Raw genomic sequence first — 16,397 nt, forward strand, 5'->3', positions numbered from 1 at the left:
CTAACTACCGACGTATTAGGGGATGGCATCGTGAATCATATTACCGATCGTACAGCTTTAGAACATATCATAACAAATATGATTGATACGGTGACGGAAAGTAAAGAGGAGATCGTCCGGATCACCGAGAGTTCGGCCACCGAGTACTCCTTGATTCAAAACGAGTTGAAAGAGCTGACGGAGAAGATTGAGTTTTACATCGCCGAATCGGACCGGCTCGATTTGCTCGTGAAAGCGGCGAAGAACAAGCTCGTCCAAGTGAGCAAGAAGTTTCATATACATAGCGAACAAGAAATCCGGGACGCCTACGAGCGGGCGAACCAGATGCAGCTCGAGCGCTTCCTCGTCCAAAAGGAAGAGATGAACGCACAGCAGCGTCGCAACGACCTCGAGCGCAGATTGCTCGTCCTCGAGGACACGATCGAGCGGGCCGAGAAACTCGTCAGTCGCGTCTCCGTCGTCTTGAACTTCTTACGTGACGACTTGCAACAAGAGTATTCCGACATGATGAAGAAGCAAGAGATGGCGATCAGCGTGTTCGAGGCGGCCGAGCGCGAGCGGCGCCACCTCGCCCGCGAGATGCACGACGGACCGGCGCAATCGCTTGCCCATATTTTGATTCGGGCCGACTTGATCGAGAAGACGTTCGACAAGCGCGGCAAAGACGAGGCGTTCGCCGAGCTGCATGAGTTGAAACGGCTCATCCGCGGTGCCTTGGTCGACGTGCGCCGGCTCATCTATGACCTTCGTCCGATGTCGCTCGACGACCTCGGCTTCTTGCCGACGCTCGAGCGCTACTTGCATCAGACCGAAGAGTACACGGCCATCAAGACGCGGCTCAACTATCGTGGGAATCGGGCCCGCCTGCCGGAGAAGCTCGAGATTAACGTGTTCCGTCTCGTTCAAGAGGCGGTCCAAAACGCCATCAAACATTCGAAGACGGCCGAGATTATCGTCAACGTCGAACAAGCACATGATGCGATTCATATCCACGTGCGCGACCACGGCGTCGGCTTCGTGCCGAGCACGATCGGGGAAGAGTCGTTCGGCATCGTAGGGATGCGCGAACGGATCGAGCTCGTGAACGGAAGCATCACCATCGATTCGGAAGTCGGCAAAGGGACGGTCGTCCGCATGTCGATTCCAATCGCGTAACCGAACCAACCAAGGGGGAATCATCCAATGGAACTGACACAGACACGCATCGCGATCGTCGATGACCATGAGCTGTTTCGTGAAGGCTTGAAACGGATTTTTGATTTAGAGGACGAGTTCTTCGTCGTCGCCGAAGGGCGCACCGGGCTCGACGCGATTCGTATCGCGAGCGAGCACAACCCGGAGATTATGATTCTAGACATCAACATGCCCGACTTGAACGGCATCGAGGCGACGAAGCAGCTGTCGCTCCTCTCACCGGACACACGCGTCCTCATCTTGTCGATTCACGACGATGAGTCGTACATCACGCACGCGCTTGAAGCCGGGGCTTCAGGTTTCTTGCTGAAAGAAGTCGCCTCGACCGAGCTCATCTCGGCCGTCCGTTCGGTCGCCAAGGACGGGGCGTACTTGCACCCGAAAGTGACGACGGGCGTCTTGAAAGAATATCGCCGCTTGCTTCAAATCAAAGACGAGCACGCCGGGCGCAACGTCGAGAGCCGCACGGACGATCCGGTGTACCAGCTGTTGTCGCGCCGTGAAGTCGAAGTGCTCCACTTGCTCGCCGACGGCCGCTCGAACCGCGACATTAGCGACATGCTCTTCATCAGTGAGAAGACGGTCAAAAACCACGTGTCTTCCGTGCTCCGCAAGATGGACGTCAACGACCGGACGCAAGCCGTCGTCGACGCGATTCGCCGCGGATGGGTCGAGATTTGACCGAGACCGATGCTTTACCTCGTTTTTGTGTTACAATATGGAATGGAATCCTAACATAATTGGAAAAATGAAACGACGTAAAGTGAGGATATAGAATGGGAAACATAGCTATTTTGACCGACAGTACCGCCTATTTGCCGGCCGAATTTTGTGAGACGCGCGAGGTGCACGTCGCGCCGCTCAGCGTGATTTTTGACGGGGAATCGTACCGCGAAGCCGTCGACATCACGACCGAGGCGTTCTATGACCGCATCGAGGCGGGGAATTTGCCGACGACGTCACAACCGAGTATCGGGGAGACGGTCGAGTTGCTCGAGCAGCTCCCGAGTGATGTGACCGATGTCATCGCCATCACGCTCTCGAGCGGGATTAGCGGTACGTACCAATCGATGGTCGCGTTGAACGACATGGTCGACGTCAACGTCCACGCGTTCGACTCAGAGATCTCATGCATGCCACAAGCGTTCCTCGTCGAGGAGGCGGTCTACCTCCGTGACGCCGGCGCCTCGGCCCAAGAGATTCTCGACCATCTCGAGAAGATGCGTTCGATGATTCGCGCCTACTTCGTCGTCGATGACCTCGACCACTTGCAGCGGGGCGGCCGTTTGAGCGCGGCGCAGGCACTCGTCGGCTCGTTCCTTCAAATCAAGCCGGTGCTTCATTTCCAAGACAAGCTCATCGTCCCGTTCGAGAAGATTCGGACGTACAAGAAGGCGGTCCGCCGCATCGAAGAGATGATGGAAGAGTCGATCAACGGTGACGGGGAAGGCTACTGCATCGGCATCATCCATGCGAATTGCCCGGAACGGCAGGCCGAGGAAATCGCCTCGTTGAAAGCGAAGTTCCCGAAAGCGCATATCACGGGGAGCCACTTCGGTCCGGTAATCGGGACGCATCTCGGACCTGGGGCAATCGGCATCACGTGGTATCGCCGCGACTGGTAAAACAAAAGACGGCCGAGCGGTCGTCTTTTTCGATTGAAAGGGGAGGAGACACGTGGCCAAGTATCGCCAAATCTACGAACAGCTCGCCGAGAAGATGCGGAGCGGCGCCTTGCCGGCCGAATCGAAGCTCCCGTCCGAGACCGAGCTGATGCATGCGTTCGAGGCGAGCCGCGGCACAGTCCGCAAGGCGCTCGATCTCTTGCAAGAGCACGGCTACGTCCGGAAGCATCACGGCAAAGGCGTCTTCGTTCTTCGCCGCGACCAAATCGAGTTCCAGTTCAACGGCATCGTCAGCTTCTCCGAGGTATACGCGTCCATGCTCGGCCGCTCGATTCAGACGACGGTCGCCTCGTTCGAGGAGATTGAGGCGCCGCCTTGGCTCGCCGAACGGATGAACCTCGAGCCGGGGACGGGGATGTATCGCATCGAGCGGGTCCGGAACTTCGACGGGGAGAACGTCATCCTAGACGTCAACTATTTCGTCAAAGACCTCGTGCCTGGATTGACCGAGGCGGTCGCCGCGCATTCGATTTATCATTACATCGAGCATGAGCTCGGCCTGCAAATCAGTTACGCCAAGCGGAAGATTGCCGCCGAGGACGTGACGGCGCTCGACCGGGTGCGGCTCGATCTACACGACTACGAATACGTCATCGTCATCACGAACGACACGTTCCTGTACGAGGGACGCCAGTTCGAATATACGGAGTCCCGTCACCGGCTCGACAAGTTCCAGTTCAGTGACGTGGCCCGCCGCTAAGGTCCTTTCTTCGGAAGAGGGCACTGAAAAACTTTGCCCTTGAGCCGCCCTGTCCGGTACGCCGCTTTCCTGGGGGCGGGCGTCGAGCCGCATCGCGACGTCGTCGCTGCTGGGTCTCGCCTTGCCCGCTGATTCCCCGGGAGTCGGCGTGCCCTCGGGGCGACACTGTACGTCGTCTCCCTTCCGGACTAAACTGGCTGTAACCAAACACCCTGGAGGCGATTTCGATGATGCCTGACCTACCAAACATGCCGCCGAGCCCGTATGCGGCGCTCTATGACCTGGAAAAAAGGCGATTGGCCCGACACAAGTCGGACCAATCGCCTTTTTCACGTTCTCACGCTCGGATAGAGAGGAGGTTTTTCAGTGCCCTCTCTTCGGAAGGGGTCTTTTTTCGTTTCGAATCGACACGAGAGGGAACAAAATGAATGAACGCCTGTCACACATTTGTCACGGTAACTTATATAGATAAGTTGTTGACACAACTCGTCTATATAAGTTAAACTTTGTTTGTAATCATATGTAACCGTTCTCAACAAACGCTTTCAAACAAAGGAGGCCTACATTATGAAGGCAGATTATCGTCAAATCGCGGCGGATATCCTCGAAGCCATCGGGGGCAAGGATAACGTCGACAAGGCGGCGCACTGTGTCACGCGGCTCCGTCTCTCATTGAAGGACCAGTCGAAAGTCGACGAGGCGAAAGTAAAAGAAGCCGACCTCGTCAAAGGGGCATTCGAGAACTCGGGTGTGTACCAAGTCGTCATCGGGGCAGGGGACGTCGAGCGCGTCTACGCCGAGTTCATCAAGCTCGCCGGACTTGAAGCGGCGACGGTCGCCGAGGTCAAATCGGCCGGCGGGAAGAAGATGAACCCGCTTCAAAAACTCGTTAAAGTCTTCTCAGACGTCTTCATGCCAATCATCCCGGCGATTATCGTAGCCGGTCTTTTGATGGGGATCAACAACCTACTCGCATCAGAAGGTCTCTTTGTTGATAATGCGACGCTCATCGAAGCGTATCCGAACCTACAAGGTCTTTGGGACTTAATTAACATGATGGCGAACACGTCATTCGTCTTCCTCCCAGCGCTCGTCGGTTGGTCGGCGACGAAACGGTTCGGCGGCAGCGAAGTGCTCGGGATCGTCATGGGTCTCTTGCTCGTCCACCCGGACCTCTTGAACGCCTGGGGATACGGTACGGCGGCGCTTGAAGGCGACGTCCCGACGTTTGACATCCTCGGTTTGTTCGAGATTGAGAAAGTGGGCTACCAAGGTCAAATCTTGCCAGTCCTTGCTGCAGCGTTCATCTTGAGCCATATTGAAATCTTTTTGAAGAAGCACGTACCGAACGCAATTCAGCTTCTCGTCGTACCGATCACGGCGATTGTCGTCACCGGTTTCCTCGCGCTCGCGATCGTTGGACCAGTTACGCGTGGTCTCGGTAACGTCATCGCGATGAGCATCGTCAACGTGTTCGAAGCGATCCCGGTCATCGGGGCGCTCCTATTCGGACTGTTCTATGCACCGCTCGTCGTCACAGGGATGCACCACTTGTTCATCGCCATCGACTTGCAGCTCGTCGCCGAGACGGGTGGCACGTTCATCTGGCCGATGATTGCCTTGTCGAACATCGCCCAAGGTTCGGCCGCGCTCGCGATGTTCTTCGTCTACAAGCACAACGCGAAACAAAAGAGCATGGCGTCGACGTCAGCGATCTCGGCTTACTTCGGGATTACCGAGCCGGCCATGTTCGGGGTGAACTTGCCGAACAAGTTCCCGTTCTACTCAGCGATGATCGGTTCGGCGACAGCCGCCATCTTCATCACGCTCAATAACGTCCAAGCGATCGGAATCGGTGTCGGGGGACTCCCTGGCTTCCTCTCGATCTTCACGGACAAAATCCTTCTCTTCATCGTCGGGATGATCATCGCGATCGTCGTCCCATTCGTTTTGACGTTCGTCTTGTCGAAGCGTTACATGAAGAAAGGTGAAATTGAACAAAATAAAGTAGCATGATGACTCGGGAGGGAGGGACGGCAGTTCTTCCCTCTTTTCGATTGGAATGAAAACTCTTACAAAAAAGGAGATTACACACATGACACAAAAAAACTGGCGCAAATCCGTCGTCTATCAAATCTATCCGAAAAGCTTCTACAGCCCGGAAGGTAACGCCACCGGATCCATCAAAGGGGTGACCGCGAAGCTCGACTACTTGGCCGAGCTCGGCATCGAGTACATCTGGATGACGCCGGTGTACAAGTCCCCACAAAACGATAACGGTTATGACGTGAGCGACTATTACGCGATCGACCCGTCGTACGGGACGATGGACGACCTCGACGAGCTCGTCCGTGAGGCCGAGGCGCGTGGCATCGGGCTCATGATGGACATCGTCGTCAACCACTCGTCGACCGAGCACGAGTGGTTCCAAAAGTCGCTCGCCGGGGACGAGCGCTACCGCGACTACTACATCTGGCGCGACGAGCCGACGAACTGGGAGTCGAAGTTCGGGGGCAACGCCTGGAAGTATGACGAGAAGAGCGGCCAGTATTTCCTCCACCTGTTCGACGAGACGCAGGCCGACCTCAACTGGGAGAACGAGCAGATGCGCGAGGACGTCTATGAGATGATGCGCTTCTGGCGCGAGAAAGGCATCAAAGGGTTCCGTCTCGACGTCATCAACTTGATTTCGAAACAGCAGGACTTCCCGGAAGACGACTCGGACGGGCGCAAGTTCTACACGGACGGCCCGCGCATCCATGAGTTCTTAAAAGAGATGAACCGTGAAGTGTTCGAAGGGCATGACGTCATCACGGTCGGCGAGATGTCGTCGACGACGCTCGACCACTGTGTCCGCTACTCGAACCCGGACGAGAAAGAACTGAGCATGACGTTCAGCTTCCACCACTTGAAGGTCGACTACCCGAACGGCGAGAAGTTCGTCGCCGCCCCGTTCGATTTTCTACAATTGAAAGACATCATGTCGACGTGGCAGGAAGGGATGCACGGCAAGGGTTGGAACGCCATCTTCTGGTGCAACCACGACCAGCCGCGCGTCGTCAGCCGTTTCGGCAACGACACCGACCACCGCGTCGAGAGCGCGAAGATGCTCGCGACGGTGCTGCACGGCCTGCAAGGGACGCCATACATTTATCAAGGCGAGGAGATCGGCATGACGAACCCGGGCTTCGACTCGCTCGATGAGTATCGCGACATCGAGACGCTCAACATCTACAAGCTGAAGCGTGAGCAGGGCGTGTCGCACGAAGACATGATGGCCGCCATCAAACAGAAGTCACGTGACAACTCGCGCACACCGATGCAGTGGGACGCGACGCCGCACGCCGGTTTCACGAGCGGAACGCCGTGGATCAACGTCGCACCGAACTATACAGACGTGAACGTCGAGACGGCGCTCGACGACCCGAACTCGGTGTTCTACCACTACAAGAACTTGATCTCACTCCGAAAAGAGCTCGACGTGTTGACGGACGGGGACTATACGCTCCTGACACCGGACGCGCTCGACGTCTGGGCGTACACGCGGAAGACGGACGAGGAGGAAGTGCTCGTCGTCGCGAACTTCTACGGACCTGAGACGACGTATGAGATTCCGGAAGGCTTCACGCGGGCCGACGTCGTCAGCCACAACTACGACGTGCCGAAGCTCGACGGGACGACGTTGTCGCTTCGGGCGTATGAGGCGATCATGTTCTACAAGAAGTGAATCGAAAGGGTGATAGGTCCGACTTGAATCGGGCCGGTCGCCTTTTTTCATTAGGGGCGGCGCGAGAGATGAGCAAGACTCGATTGCGTATAAGCGCTAAACTGATAGTAGCCCTAGCCGTCTATTTACGTCTGGGAGTTGAAAGAGAGTCTACGAAAAGAACGGAGGAGTCAATCATGGAATCGATCTGCTATACGACGGAGCCGCCTGCTGACTTTGGAGCGTTGTTAACCATCTATGAAGAGTTAGGTTGGAATTCACTTGGGTTATCCGTTGAAGAGTTGGAGCGAATGTGTCGGCAAAGTTGGTATGCGCTGTATGCGTTTGATGATCAACAGCTGGTCGGGATGGGGCGCGTCATCTCAGACGGGGTGATTACCGGCATCATATGCGGCGTGTGCGTGTCACCAAGCCATCAAGGGAAAGGAATCGGCCAAGACATCATGGTTCAACTCATTCAACACTGTGAACGACATCGCGTCATCCCTCAACTCATGTGTGTCGAAGACTTGGGACCGTATTACGAGAAGCTCGGCTTTGAAAAGTTTTCAATCGGTATGACGAGACGACCGACTTCCCGGTAAAGAAAGCTCGGCTATCTTTTTCATTGCCGAAAGTCGGCTTCTCGTGGTAGATTATTTCTTAATGGTGTCGTGTTCATACGACCCTATAAAATTTTATACACTATGGAGGTGTCACTCGATTTATTCGAGGAAAATGTGGACAGGATATACTCGACACAGGTAATGGCCGCTGGGGCTGGCGGCGGAGATGTGGATGGCCCGATTTGGTTGTTGTTGTCACTCGTTGCGTTATTGATCGCGCTCACGGCGTTCTTCGTCGGTTCGGAGTTCGCGGTCGTCAAGGTCCGGATGTCTCGGCTCGATCAATTAGTCGCCGAAGGGAACAAGTCGGCCGTGCTCGCGAAGAAGGTCGCCTCAGACCTCGACTACTACTTATCGGCGTGTCAGCTCGGCATCACGGTGACGGCGCTCGGTCTCGGTTTCCTTGGGGAACCGTCGGTCGTCCGGTTACTGACGCCGCTCTTCAATGAGTTCAACATCCCGGCGTCGCTCGCGTCCGTCATCTCGTTCATCACGGCGTTCGCCATCGTCACGTTCCTACACGTCGTCATTGGCGAGCTCGCACCGAAGTCGCTCGCGATTCAATACGCGGAGCGGATGACGCTCATCTTTGCCCGACCGCTGTTTTGGTTCGGACGCATCATGTTCCCGTTCATCTGGTTGTTGAACGGATCGGCGCGTCTTCTCCTCGGTTTGTTCGGGGTGAAGCCGGCTGGGCACGAAGAAGCGCACTCGGAAGAAGAGTTGAAGATCATCATGACGCAAAGCTTTCAAAGCGGGGAGATCAATCAGACGGAGCTCGCGATGATGCAAAACATCTTCTCGTTCGACCAGCACGTCACGAAAGACGTCATGGTGCCGCGGACGAAAGTCGAGGCGATCGACATCGAGGCGACGCGCGCCGAAGTGCTCGCGACGTTCGCTGACAGCCAGTACACCCGTTATCCGATCATGGAAGGCGGGGACAAGGACCATTTAATCGGCTACATCAACGTCAAGGAAGTGCTCATGGGCTTGGCGATGCAGCCTTCTGTCGATTTGAAGGCGTACGTGAAAGAGTTGCCTGTCGTCCACGAGATGACACCGTTAGAAGATACATTGAAACAGATGCGCGAGGTGCGGACGCATATCGCCATCGTCCTCGACGAATATGGCGGCACGTCCGGCCTCATCACGCTCGAAGATTTGCTTGAAGAGATCGTCGGCGAGATTCGTGACGAGTTCGACGAGGACGAGGTCGACCCGATCCATACGGTCGATGCGTCGACGTACGACATCGACACACGCGTCCGCCTCGACGAGCTCGAAGGACGCTTCGGCCTCACGTTCGAGAACGCCGAGGAGATCGATACGCTTGGCGGTTGGCTCCAAGTCAACCGGGACGAGAATAGCGTCGGGACGACGTTCGAGTTCGACCGCTATATGCTCACCATCCTCGAGATGACAGAGCATCACGTCGAACGGGTCCGTCTCATCGTCCATCCAGACGTCAAAGAGGCATAACAAAAGGTTCATCCGCGTTTGTTGCGGGTGAACCTTTTGTCGTTCCATCAATGCGGGGGCGACGATGTTTCTGAAGCGAGGAGGTTTAGTCTACCCGTCGGTCATTCCATCTCCATCCATTCTTTATGATTTCGTTGCAGTCGGTCAGCCAAACCTTCCTGATCGATTTCTTCCGCGTTGACGCGTCCGGAATAGAATGACTTGTTCCCGTCTTGAATCGAGATGAGAAGTGTCCGGAACGGCACGTCGGCCTCGTCGAGCACGCGTTTGACGTCACACATCCGTTCACTCGCATGTTGCGCCGTCGCATCTTCGCCTTCAATCCAGATGACGAGGGAACCGTGATCGCGTCCGATTTGTTTGATGTCGTACGGGTGGTCGAGGATGAGCGTCGTCGGGTCGAGCGCCTCCTCGGCCGAACCTTCGCCTTCATAGATGGTCAACACTTCTTCATACAACTCATAGTCGAACGGGAGCGAGCGGAGGGCTGTTTCCACGAGCGGGTGATATTCCGCATGTAGCCGATTGAACGTCACCGTCCCGGACAGGACGTCATCATAGTAATCGTTGATAATCGCGCCATCCCCGTTTACGACCACATCAAACTGTGTGTCCTCGCTCGTTTGTGATGCAAATGTGACGACGTACGCATCGCTCCCCCAAATCTGTAGCCCAGCGTGTACCGCCGATACCTCGATATGTGGATAGTTCGTCGTGACGTATTGTTCCGCCGTCGCGATTGCTCGCTGTTCATCTCGCGGGTCACCGAACAATGTGTGTGATAGGAGCGTACCGACCCCGTACAGGATGAGCCCGGCTCCGATCAGCGTCCCGAGAAAACGCCGCATACATACCACTTCCTCACTAAAAAAGTCTGTTTCTTCCATCATCGTAATCGATTGCGTATTTGAACACATCCGCCTAAAGAACGAAAGGCGTCGACTTACGGACGATAACTCGTGTGTCATGCAACCAGTCGACCTGATAGCGTCAGAGAAAAAGGACTGATTTCATGGGACAACTCGTCATCCATCCAGACGGGCAACGCGCCATCCGTTTCGGCATGTGCCAACGCTGCCTGAGTACCGACGTCCGGGGTTTCACGTGTCTTCACGGGAGCTGCAGCTATTGCCGCAACTGTCTCCACCTCGGTCGGGTATGCCGCTGTGACTTCTTAAAAGAACTCGACGTCACGACGCCGGTCGAGCCGACCGAGCTCGTCATGCCGTTCGCGTTGAGCGACGGCCAACAACATGTGAGCGAACAGCTCCTGAAGTGGTGGGAGACGAAGACGTCCGGCCTCGTCCACGCCGTCTGTGGGTCCGGCAAGACGGAGATGGCGTTCCCGGTCATCGAACGCGTCGTAAACGTTGGGAAGCGTGTCCTCATCGTCTCGCCGCGTCGCGACGTCGCCATCGAATGGGCCGACCGACTCGAGCGCGCCTTCTCCGTCCCGATCACAAGGCGTTACGGCGGTGGGGAGAAAGACACGGTCGGGATGATCACCGTCGCGACGGCACCGCTCCTATTGAATTTGAAACACGTCTTCGACTACGTGCTCGTCGACGAGTCGGACGCGTTCCCGTTCGCCTTTGACTTGTCGCTCTGGTGGACGATTCGACGCGCCGGGAAAGGCGTCTTCTTGTTCGTGACGGCGACCCCGACCGTCTGGCAGCGTCAGTTCCCGACCGTCCACTTGTCCCGGCGCTATCACGGGCATGACTTGCCCGTCCCGACGCTCGTCAGACAGACGGATGAGGCGATCATCGCGTTCTGCCAGAGGGAGACGCCGCGGCTCTTGTTCGTCCCGACGAAGGCCGACCTCGTCCGCTACGGGGAACGATTGACCGATGCCGGCTTCACGGTCCGCATGGTCTCGGCCGACACGGACGAGCGGACGGACACGCTCGAGTGGCTCGCCTCGACGAACGGCATCGTGCTCGCGACGTCGATTTGGGAGCGGGGCATGACGGTGCGCGGGGTCGATGTCGCCGTGATCGAGAGTGAACATGAGCTCTTCACCTCGCGCGGTCTCATCCAGATGGCCGGGCGGGCCGGACGAAAACCGGACGCGCCGACCGGGGACGTCGTCTTCTTCTACAACGAGCGGACGTGGCGTCAAGACCGGGCCATCGAAGCGATTGAACGGGAGAATCGCCGATGAACTGCCTCGTCTGTCGGAAACCGCTCAATGTCAAATGGACGCCGTCGACGTTGTTCAAACGTGACTGGGTCTGTTCGGACTGCGAGACGTCACTCACCCCGCTCGTGCCGGGCTGTCCGAGATGCGGGCATCCGACCGAGGACGAGAAGACGTGCCCGGACTGCATCCGCTGGCTCGCCCTCGGTCTCGACTTGACCGTGCGCTCGCTCTACGCCTATGACGAGGCCGGGGCGAACTGGCTCCACCGGTACAAGTTCGGCGGGGACGTGGCGCTCGTCGAACACGTGAAGCCGGTCCTCCGGGCGTGTCGTGAGAAAGGCGTGTGGTACGTACCGATTCCGCTCGGCGAGGCGCGATTAAAGGAGCGGCGCTTTAATCAAGCAGAGCTTCTCGCGCGTGCCATCGGACCGACGCGGCCGCTACTTCAAAAAACGGAGGTTTTGAGTCAACGCGAACTTGGGAAAGGAGAAAGGCGGCACCGTCAAAACCCGTTCGCTATACAAACCGAAGTCCGATGTGAGAAAATTGTTCTCGTCGACGACGTCTATACGACAGGGACGACGCTCCATCAGGCGGCGCTCACGTTGAAACATGCGGGCTACCGAGAAGTTTCTGCCGTTTGCTTGTTCCGGGCGCTAAACAAATCAAAAACGCGTCCGATATAAAAGGCAGAGGTGAAGGACAATGGAAGCCACAACGTGTCAAAAGTGCGGACGCCTGTTCATGAAACAAGGCCGCTCGCCTTACTGCCCGTCCTGCGGGGAAGTCGACTTTCAAAACTTCTTGAAAGTACGCGACTTCATCCGCGAACCAGACAATAGAGAGACCACGATCGGGGCCCTCGTCGAAGCGACAGGCGTCTCCGAGCTTGATATCACGCGATATATCCATGAAGGACGCCTGATCATCAAGGACAACCCAGGACTCGCCATCAGCTGCGTCCGGTGCGGGGAACCGACGAACGACGGAAAAGTTTGTACGAGTTGCCAGACCGACATGCAGCAAGAACTGCACAGTTTACACCAGAGCATCACGAAACCAAGCGCTCGCGCTTATCGTTTGGACTAACATCAAGAGGGGGGATACGCATGCGCATCGATTCTGCCAAGTGGGTACATTTACCACACACGTACGAGAAGAAAACGCAAGCCGAGACGAAGCCCGAGCCAACACGCCAAACGGACCGACTATCGATATCGGCGGAAGCCCGCGCCCGGTTTGAAGAACCGGTGAAACATCCGGAACGCCTTGAGAAGATCAACGCCTTGAAGGCCGAGATTGACGCAGGGACGTATTCACGGGACGCGCGCGACATCGCCAAACGCTTTCTACAAGGATGAATGGAAGCAAGGTCCGCTTGAGGCCTTCGCACGGATAACACGGCACGGAAGCTGACTAGAGGGGACCCCTTTTTAGTCGGCTCTTTTTTTGGAAAAAGGAGAGACTTATGCTCACATTACATACACGTTTACTTGAACTCGCCTACGAAAAAGAACAGCTCTTGATCAAAGGCGACATGCCCGCCTTTACCGCCCTCGTCAAGGAAGAGTCGAAACTCGTCCGGCAAATCGCACAAAAAGAAGCGGAACGGCTTCAAGGTTTGCTTGTTTTGGACGATGAAGAGAAAGAAGCACTGAGACCGGTCTTGTTCGAATTGAAACGGCAGAACGAACTGAACGCCGCCTTGCTCGAACAGTCGCTCAACTATATCAACTGGCACCTCGACATGCTCATGCCAGACGCAGACGATTTCACTTACGGCCAACAAGCGTTCGAGACACGCTCGTTCAGCCGCGACGTATAAGGGGGAAGATTGATGGGTTCAACATTTATGGGATTAGAGACGGCACGGCGGAGCCTCTCGACACACCAATGGGCGCTCCAGGCGACCGGCAACAACGTCGCCAACGCCTCTAACCCGGGCTATTCACGCCAACGCCTGACGATCGGCATGACCGAACAACTGAGCGTCAACTTTGGCGGCACGAAGGCCGGACAGTTCGGGACCGGTGTCCGCGGCGAGACGCTCGCCCGGATTCGTGATTTGATGATTGACCAGCAGTATCGGGACGAGTCGGTGAAAAACGCCTTTTACGCGACGAAACAGGCCGCCTTCGGCCGGATGGAAGACATCATCAACGAGCCGTCGGAGAACGGGCTCGCCAAGTCGCTCGACTTGTTCTGGGCGTCGCTCCAAGACTTGTCGGTCAACCCGGACGACACGGGCGCGCGCAGCGTCGTGCGGCAACGGGCGATGACGCTCACGGAGACGTTCAACTACATGTCGTCGTCACTCTCGAAAGTCCAGGACGACTTGAAGTCAGAAGCCGACGTCGTCGTGAAGAAGATTAACGACCTCATGACGAAGATCGCGAACGTCAACCGTCAAATCGGGGACTCGGAACCGCTCGGCGTCTTGCCGAACGAGCTCTATGACGAGCGCGACCGCTACATGGACGAGCTCGCCCAATACATCGACTTCAAACGCGTCCCGGTCGATTACTTGAACGGCGAGACGCGCGGGAACTCGCAACGCGTCGCCGAAGGCCGGCTCGATATTCGCGTCACGATCAACGGGCAAGACGTGACGCTCGTCGAAGGCATCTCAGGTAACGTCGGCAAGTTCGACAATTTGGCGATGACGGACGCGACGGGTGCATCGACGGACTTGACGCACGCCGACATGCCGAACGGGAAGTGGAAAGCGCTCGTCGAGATGTACGGCTCGGCCGATGGTCCGGAAGGGGCCGACGGAGCCTTCACGACGATGCTGAAAGACTTGGACGAGATGGCGAAACAATTCGCCACCGCTTTCAACGCGCTACACGGACAACATAAAGACGCCAAAGGTGCGGACGGAACGAGCGACTTCTTCGCAAACGTTGACAGTGCCGCGACGATCAACGTGAGCGACGCCATCATGAAAAACCTCGACTTGATCGCCGCATCCAAGGACGGCAACATCGGGGACGGAAGCGGCGCGCTCGCGCTCGCGAACTTGAAGTCACAAGCGCTCGCCTTCAACGGCTCGGTCACGACCGACACGTCGATCGGCAAGTACTATCAGAACGTGATCGGCAACATGGCCGTCGCGGCTGACCAGAGCGGTCGCCTCGCGGCGAGCACGTTCGCCCTCATGGCGAGCTCGGACCAGCGCCGCATGTCGGTGAGCGCCGTGTCGCTCGATGAAGAGATGACGATGATGATCCAGTACCAGCACGCCTATAACGCGGCGGCCCGGAACATAACGGCCGTCGACGAGATGCTCGATAAAATCATCAACGGCATGGGAATCGTAGGGAGGTAATGACTGATGCGTGTCACACAGACGATGCTCACACAGACGAACTTGAAGCACTTGTCGGCGAGCTATAACACGCTCGCGAAAGTGCAAGAACAATTGATTAGCGGGAAACGGATTCAACGCGCCTCGGAGGACCCGGTCGTCGCGATGCAAGGCATCCGTTACCGGACCGAGGTGCGCGAGGTCGACCAGTTCCGCCGTAACGTCAGCGAGGCGACGAGCTGGATGGATTTGACCGATTCGACGCTGAACGAAGTGACCGAGGCCGTCAAACGGATTCGCGAATTGACGACGCAGGCGGCGAACGACACGTACGAGTCGTCGCAGCGCGCCATCATCAAGAGTGAGATCGACCAGCTCGTCGAGCATATCGGCTCGCTCGCGAACGCGAAATCGGGCGAGAAGTACATCTATAACGGCACGAAGACGGACCAGCCGCTCATCGACATGGCCGCGCTGAAGGCGTTCCTCGCCGACCCGGCCGCGGACGTCGATTCGATTTATACGGGCGGTGTGCCGACGGACAGCGGCAAGATTTCCTTCGAGGTGTCAAAAGGCATCACGATGCAAGTGAACATGCAGCCGGAGACGGTGTTCGGCCGGGAGCTGTTCGAAGGGCTCCGTGACCTCAGCCGTCTGCTCGGGGACGAGACGTCAGGCGGGGCCGACTTGTCGGCACAGCTCGCGACGCTCGACACGCTCGGACAGAACTTGATCACGGAACGGGCCGAACTCGGCGCGCGCGCGAACCGACTCGAACTTGTCGACAATCGCCTGCAAGACCACGAGATCATCGCGAAGACGATCATGTCGGACAACGAGGACATCGACATCGAGCGCGTCATCATGGAGCTCAAGTCCCACGAGACGGTGCACCGGGCCGCACTCTCGGCCGGCGCCCGCATCATCCAGCCGACGCTCCTCGACTTCCTTCGGTAACGGCGGATGAATCTCGCGAGGCTTGAGATGCGGCAGACGCATGCCGCCATCCAGATGACGTCGAACCGGCCCGTGCTCGAGATGAGACAAGGGCGGGCGGAGCTCTCGATGACGCAAGGGAAAGTCGAGATGTCGCAACGGACGACACAAGGGACGCTCGAAGTCGACTCGTCGGTCGCCCGGAGCGAGAGCAACTTAAAAGGCGCGCTCGAACTCGGCCGCCATTTCGGCGGGCTCGGCGAACAAGGGGCGCGCGAGGCGACGAGTATGGCCGCCCGCGAAGGCGACCAGCTCATGCGGATCGAGAACGGCAACCCGATCCCACAGATCGCCGCCAGCAAAGTGAACGACCCGTATCCGGTCGTCGACCTCGATTTCATGCCGAAGTCGATTGACCGCGTCAAGTTGACGTACACGCCGGCGGATGTCAAAATCGAGTGGAACGTGACACCGGCCCAGATTGATGTATCGCTCACCCCGACCGATTTCTCGTTCACGCCATGGACGACGGACATCTCGCTCCGTCAACAGGCGTCGCTCGAGATGTGGGCGGTCGGTGGGATGTATGATGAGACGCGTTGAAAGTGAGGAAGATCC

17 protein-coding genes are annotated in these 16,397 nt (G+C 57.1%); 16 read left to right on the forward strand and 1 reads right to left on the reverse strand.

Translation table 11 applies throughout. The features are described 5' to 3' along the window. Window positions 1–30 precede the first annotated feature (30 nt). From KNP76_RS16010 to KNP76_RS01785, 8 genes are all read left to right on the forward strand, one after another. The gene (locus KNP76_RS16010; RefSeq protein WP_200871117.1) at window positions 31–1,155 is read left to right on the forward strand and encodes a sensor histidine kinase; all 1,125 of its coding nucleotides are present in this window, start codon (window positions 31–33) and stop codon (window positions 1,153–1,155) included. 27 nt (window positions 1,156–1,182) lie between these two features. Next, window positions 1,183–1,875, forward strand: a complete 693-nt coding sequence (locus tag KNP76_RS01755; protein WP_034808242.1) for a response regulator transcription factor — start codon at window positions 1,183–1,185, stop codon at window positions 1,873–1,875. Window positions 1,876–1,970: 95 nt separating this feature from the next. After that, on the forward strand, window positions 1,971–2,819 hold the full coding sequence (locus KNP76_RS01760; RefSeq protein WP_214842285.1) for a DegV family protein: 849 nt from the start codon (window positions 1,971–1,973) through the stop codon (window positions 2,817–2,819). A gap of 52 nt (window positions 2,820–2,871) precedes the next feature. Continuing rightward, the gene (gene treR, locus KNP76_RS01765; protein WP_214842287.1) at window positions 2,872–3,579 is read left to right on the forward strand and encodes a trehalose operon repressor; all 708 of its coding nucleotides are present in this window, start codon (window positions 2,872–2,874) and stop codon (window positions 3,577–3,579) included. A gap of 567 nt (window positions 3,580–4,146) precedes the next feature. Then, window positions 4,147–5,595 (forward strand): PTS system trehalose-specific EIIBC component, encoded by a 1,449-nt coding sequence (treP, locus tag KNP76_RS01770; RefSeq protein ID WP_214842300.1) that lies wholly within the window; start codon window positions 4,147–4,149, stop codon window positions 5,593–5,595. A 79-nt stretch (window positions 5,596–5,674) separates the two neighbouring features. Continuing rightward, entirely contained in the window at window positions 5,675–7,306 is a 1,632-nt protein-coding gene (treC, locus tag KNP76_RS01775) for an alpha,alpha-phosphotrehalase (protein ID WP_214842302.1), read from the forward strand. A gap of 173 nt (window positions 7,307–7,479) precedes the next feature. Continuing rightward, on the forward strand, window positions 7,480–7,890 hold the full coding sequence (locus KNP76_RS01780) for a GNAT family N-acetyltransferase (protein ID WP_371816143.1): 411 nt from the start codon (window positions 7,480–7,482) through the stop codon (window positions 7,888–7,890). 162 nt (window positions 7,891–8,052) lie between these two features. Further along, window positions 8,053–9,393 carry a hemolysin family protein gene (locus KNP76_RS01785; protein ID WP_251137288.1) on the forward strand — a complete coding sequence of 447 codons (1,341 nt, stop codon included), beginning with the start codon at window positions 8,053–8,055 and terminating at the stop codon, window positions 9,391–9,393. A gap of 101 nt (window positions 9,394–9,494) precedes the next feature. On the opposite strand, the gene KNP76_RS01790 is transcribed toward KNP76_RS01785, so the two are convergent. After that, a complete protein-coding gene (locus KNP76_RS01790; protein ID WP_214842307.1) occupies window positions 9,495–10,241 on the reverse strand; it encodes a hypothetical protein in 747 nt (248 codons plus the stop codon). Window positions 10,242–10,405: 164 nt separating this feature from the next. On the opposite strand from KNP76_RS01790, the gene KNP76_RS01795 reads away from it, so the two are divergent. The 8 genes from KNP76_RS01795 to KNP76_RS01830 all read left to right on the forward strand — a co-directional run bounded on the left by KNP76_RS01795 (window position 10,406) and on the right by KNP76_RS01830 (window position 16,382). After that, window positions 10,406–11,557, forward strand: a complete 1,152-nt coding sequence (locus tag KNP76_RS01795; RefSeq protein WP_214842309.1) for a DEAD/DEAH box helicase family protein — start codon at window positions 10,406–10,408, stop codon at window positions 11,555–11,557. Further along, a complete protein-coding gene (locus KNP76_RS01800; protein ID WP_051622681.1) occupies window positions 11,554–12,222 on the forward strand; it encodes a ComFC family protein in 669 nt (222 codons plus the stop codon). The genes KNP76_RS01795 and KNP76_RS01800 overlap by 4 nt, the downstream gene beginning before the upstream one ends. Before the next feature lie 19 nt (window positions 12,223–12,241). After that, window positions 12,242–12,625 (forward strand): flagellar protein, encoded by a 384-nt coding sequence (locus KNP76_RS01805; RefSeq protein WP_214842311.1) that lies wholly within the window; start codon window positions 12,242–12,244, stop codon window positions 12,623–12,625. 20 nt (window positions 12,626–12,645) lie between these two features. Next, the gene (locus KNP76_RS01810; protein ID WP_034815907.1) at window positions 12,646–12,897 is read left to right on the forward strand and encodes a flagellar biosynthesis anti-sigma factor FlgM; all 252 of its coding nucleotides are present in this window, start codon (window positions 12,646–12,648) and stop codon (window positions 12,895–12,897) included. 107 nt (window positions 12,898–13,004) lie between these two features. Next, on the forward strand, window positions 13,005–13,361 hold the full coding sequence (gene flgN / locus KNP76_RS01815) for a flagellar export chaperone FlgN (protein WP_214842312.1): 357 nt from the start codon (window positions 13,005–13,007) through the stop codon (window positions 13,359–13,361). Between the two features lie 12 nt (window positions 13,362–13,373). Then, window positions 13,374–14,864, forward strand: a complete 1,491-nt coding sequence (gene flgK / locus KNP76_RS01820; RefSeq protein ID WP_214842319.1) for a flagellar hook-associated protein FlgK — start codon at window positions 13,374–13,376, stop codon at window positions 14,862–14,864. Between the two features lie 6 nt (window positions 14,865–14,870). Then, entirely contained in the window at window positions 14,871–15,800 is a 930-nt protein-coding gene (gene flgL / locus KNP76_RS01825; protein ID WP_214842321.1) for a flagellar hook-associated protein FlgL, read from the forward strand. 27 nt (window positions 15,801–15,827) lie between these two features. Further along, window positions 15,828–16,382, forward strand: coding sequence for a DUF6470 family protein (locus KNP76_RS01830; protein ID WP_251137289.1), 555 nt, complete (start codon window positions 15,828–15,830; stop codon window positions 16,380–16,382). Window positions 16,383–16,397: the final 15 nt, after the last annotated feature.

Source organism: Exiguobacterium sp. s150 (assembly GCF_018618435.1).
In the GTDB taxonomy this organism is placed as follows: domain Bacteria; phylum Bacillota; class Bacilli; order Exiguobacteriales; family Exiguobacteriaceae; genus Exiguobacterium; species Exiguobacterium alkaliphilum.